This window comes from Paenibacillus sp. P22, assembly GCF_000469945.2.
In the GTDB taxonomy this organism is placed as follows: Bacteria; Bacillota; Bacilli; order Paenibacillales; family Paenibacillaceae; genus Paenibacillus_O; species Paenibacillus_O humicus.
Window position 1 is genome coordinate 1 of sequence record NZ_CBRA020000073.1, and the last position, 3,264, is coordinate 3,264.

Genomic DNA, 3,264 nt, shown 5'->3' on the forward strand with positions numbered 1-3,264 from the left:
CCGACGTTCTCTTCATTGAGCAGCAGTCGAATGTCTTCCTGTTCCGCCAACCATTCTCTGCTCCCATCCGTGGAGCCATTGTCCACAATGATTAATTCATAAGTATTTGGTTCGGTATAGCTACGAATGCTTTCAATGCATTGTTTTGTGTATTCCAATTGATTAAATGTCAACATGACTATACTAGTTTTCCCAACCATTTGAAATCCCCCTATTAACCACAACATTGATAGTTATATATCGTCTAATCAAGATGATTTCATTATGATGAGAAGGATAATTTCTATTGAAATGCCAATCTCCTTCCGATATACATAGCAAGCAAACTTTACGGGTTAGGAGACAATTAAATGTTGTTATCTCTGTGCATGATCGTCAAGAACGAACAGGATGTGCTGGAACGCTGTCTGGAAAGCGTCAAGAGCGCCGTGGATGAAATCATCGTCATTGATACGGGATCCACGGACCGCACGAAAGCAATCGCTTTGTCCTACCAAGCTCAGGTTTATGAGTATGCTTGGAGTAATGATTTTTCCGCGGCTCGCAATGAAGGCGTTAAAAGAGCAGCAGGAAAGTGGATTCTTGTCATGGATGCGGACGAATATTTCGCCGCCGGAGATGCAGACAAACTCAGGAGGTTCCTGGAAACCGCCGAGCCTTCTCCCCATCTTATTTATTCTATTAATGTCATCAACTTTGTAGGGAAATCCAAGGAACAGGCCGCTATTACTTCCGGCGAAATTCCCCGCCTATTTCCGAACGGATATGGCATTGAATATTATCGTCCCATCCATGAACAGCTCCGCTCCCAATCGGGAGAGCTGCTGTCTTCATTGGCCCCTGTCTCTCTCTTCCATACTGGCTATCTGGAGGAAATGGTCAACAGCAAGGCCAAGCTGGACCGGAATGCCGGTATTTTCAAGGAACTAAAGAACAAGCAAGGCTTCTCGGCTTATGATTATTACACCCTCGGCAATGAATGCGCCGTGGGCAAGGATTTTCAAAAAGCGGTTTATTACTATGAACGGGCCATCAAGAAACAGAGTAAGTTGATCAACTCTTCCTGGTTCCCACATTGCGTCATCTCGCTTATTCACAGCTATTTGGTGCAAAACCGGATGTTTGATGCCTGGAAGCTCACAGAGGAGAAACTTAGCGCATGGAAGGATTATCCGGAATATGCCTTTTACAAGGCAACCATTCTTCATCATCTCGGTTTTATGGAAGAAGCCGAGATGACTTATGTACAAACCATAGAAACGGCCGCTTCAAAATCAAAAGAATCCCAGGTTTTTTGGCTCGAAAGCGCCGAATTCGCATCTACTATTCCTATGCGCAAGTTAAGTTCTATCTATGAATGGCAAAAAAAAATGGTCCGAGGCCGTTCATTATTTAACCAAGCTTCTCATGCAGGACTTATACGATTACAGCGCTCTGAGAGCCCTGCTCAAAATCATGACAAGATTCGATACCACTGAAGCGACCATAGAGCTCTTGGACAAGCTTTATGAGCCAGGCAACAGCAAACACCGCTACATATTGTTCCGGTCGGCTCTGGCCAATCATGCCGCAGAGCTGAGCAGGCATTATTATGAATCTATAGCAGGTGATCTGGCTTTGTCCCATGAAGACATGCTGGAATACTTCTTCCTCATTAAAGATAAATCCGGATATGCACAGACAGCAGCTCTCATTCCATCCGGCTTCATTCATGAGCGAATGGCAAGAATCCACGCCTTGGCTGATCATGCATGGGGGTTGTCACTGGCTCTTCCCTTGTCTCTTGATGATTCGGAGGAACAGAATCAAGCCGCCCATCGGATCGAGGCCATTCGTTCCTATCTTCGGGGAGAAACCGAACCAGAAGACGTGACGCTGGAAAACTTCGGTCCCCTGCTCGACTTGTTGAAGGACAGCTTCAATTTCCGCGAGTTCGCTATTTATGACCAGCTGATCAACCGCTATTCCCATGATTTCGTCATCCAGCAAATGGCCGACTACATGTTTGTCCAAGAGCAGACCGAGATCGCCTTGAACTACTACAGCCTTCTTCTGGAGCAGAATGCTTTGAACGGAAAAAATATGGAGAACCTAGCCATTCACCATCTTCATCAAAATTTAGTGGAAAACGGTCTGGCATTCCTTGAAGAAGCCATTCGAGAGCTGCCCGGGCAAATTTATCTTTATGTGCTTTATCTCAAGCATGCCAGCGAGCCGCTGAAAAAAGAAGAATACCGTCAGAAGCTGCTGGCTCAATTCCCAGGCGCTCGCAAGCTTCCTATCTTCACCGATTTATTGGCCCGATAAAAAAGGATTGCCTGCATGCAGCAGGCAATCCTTAATTTCTTTTATCGATGAAATAGCTTCCTTGCATACTTGTTTGTTCATAGGCGTTTTTCTGGGATCTGGACTGATTTATTTTCAGGAGGGCCATCGAAGCCTCGTCTTTCAGCTCGACCATTCTGGAGAGGATCGGCCCGTCAAAAGAGAGCAAGACTTGAATCCTGCTCCTGTCTTCTTCCGTCAATTCTCCGTCTTGGATTCCATTCAGGACTTCTTCCCTCAGATCCACGAGCTCTTCCAGCTGCTCATATTCGACCTTGTACAGCTGCTGAGCCAGCTGCTCCGTGTATTCCTGCAAATATTTAAGCCTGCTCTCGACACTCATGCCTGCTGCTGAAGAGGCATACTGCCCGCCACTTTCTTCCAAGACTCTCGCAATTCGTTCAAGTGAGCGACAACTTCTTCCGCTTGCTTCGGATTCTTGCCGATATTGGCTTGAATCAGTTGATGAAGCATGTATTCGTAGATGTTGACCAACTGGCTCGAAATCGGGTAATCGAAATTCAAAGATGCGATCAGCTCATGCAGAATCGCCTCTGCTTTGCAAAAACAATTGTTGGCGAGTTCATAGTTGCGCTGCTCGACTCCCATGATTCCCTGCTTGGTAAAGCGAATGGCCCCATCATAGAGCATGAGGACTAGCTGAATCGGCGTAGCGGTCTGGGCTGATAATTGCTGATATTTCTGGTAGGGAGACTGTATCACACCAGGTCACTCCTTTTATTGGCTTCCAAAGGCTCCCGACTGGGAACTATAGCGGTTGATCGCCGTTTCCATCGCGGTAAATTGTTTGTAATATCGGTTTTCCTTATTCGTCAGCAATCGGTTCATATCGCTGATTCGGGTATCGAGAGTCCGAAGCTGTTCGCCCAGCATCGAATTGGCCATGAAGGTTCCATTTTTGTCCGTGCTGTATGACGA

General features: G+C 46.4%; 6 protein-coding genes. 2 read left to right on the plus strand and 4 right to left on the minus strand.

The window, feature by feature from the left end; genetic code table 11:
• On the minus strand, nt 1-200 hold a 200-nt coding region (locus BN871_RS11745; protein WP_048746139.1), incomplete at its 3' end, for a glycosyltransferase family 2 protein.
• 150 nt (nt 201-350) lie between these two features.
• On the opposite strand from BN871_RS11745, the gene BN871_RS11750 reads away from it, so the two are divergent.
• Together BN871_RS11750 and BN871_RS11755 are read left to right on the plus strand one after the other, a co-directional pair.
• On the plus strand, nt 351-1,478 hold the full coding sequence (locus BN871_RS11750) for a glycosyltransferase family 2 protein (RefSeq protein ID WP_048746140.1): 1,128 nt from the start codon (nt 351-353) through the stop codon (nt 1,476-1,478).
• Nucleotides 1,456-2,307 (plus strand): hypothetical protein, encoded by an 852-nt coding sequence (locus tag BN871_RS11755; protein ID WP_157060271.1) that lies wholly within the window; start codon nt 1,456-1,458, stop codon nt 2,305-2,307. The genes BN871_RS11750 and BN871_RS11755 overlap by 23 nt, the downstream gene beginning before the upstream one ends.
• 31 nt (nt 2,308-2,338) lie before the next feature.
• Here BN871_RS11755 and BN871_RS11760 read toward each other — a convergent pair whose 3' ends face one another.
• The 3 genes from BN871_RS11760 to fliD form a co-directional block, all read right to left on the minus strand.
• The gene (locus BN871_RS11760; protein ID WP_048746144.1) at nt 2,339-2,641 is read right to left on the minus strand and encodes a hypothetical protein; all 303 of its coding nucleotides are present in this window, start codon (nt 2,639-2,641) and stop codon (nt 2,339-2,341) included.
• Nucleotides 2,642-2,664: 23 nt separating this feature from the next.
• Nucleotides 2,665-3,048: a flagellar export chaperone FliS gene (fliS, locus tag BN871_RS11765; RefSeq protein WP_021879448.1), complete on the minus strand. Its 384-nt coding sequence runs from the start codon at nt 3,046-3,048 to the stop codon at nt 2,665-2,667.
• A 15-nt stretch (nt 3,049-3,063) separates the two neighbouring features.
• The coding region (fliD, locus tag BN871_RS26825; RefSeq protein WP_157060272.1) for a flagellar filament capping protein FliD at nt 3,064-3,264 on the minus strand (201 nt) is incomplete at its 5' end.

Coding starts and splice junctions, on each gene's coding strand:
- BN871_RS11750 (WP_048746140.1), top strand. CDS start 351: ATGTTGTTATCTCTGTGCATGATCGTCAAGAACGAACAGGATGTGCTG.
- BN871_RS11755 (WP_157060271.1), top strand. CDS start 1,456: ATGACAAGATTCGATACCACTGAAGCGACCATAGAGCTCTTGGACAAG.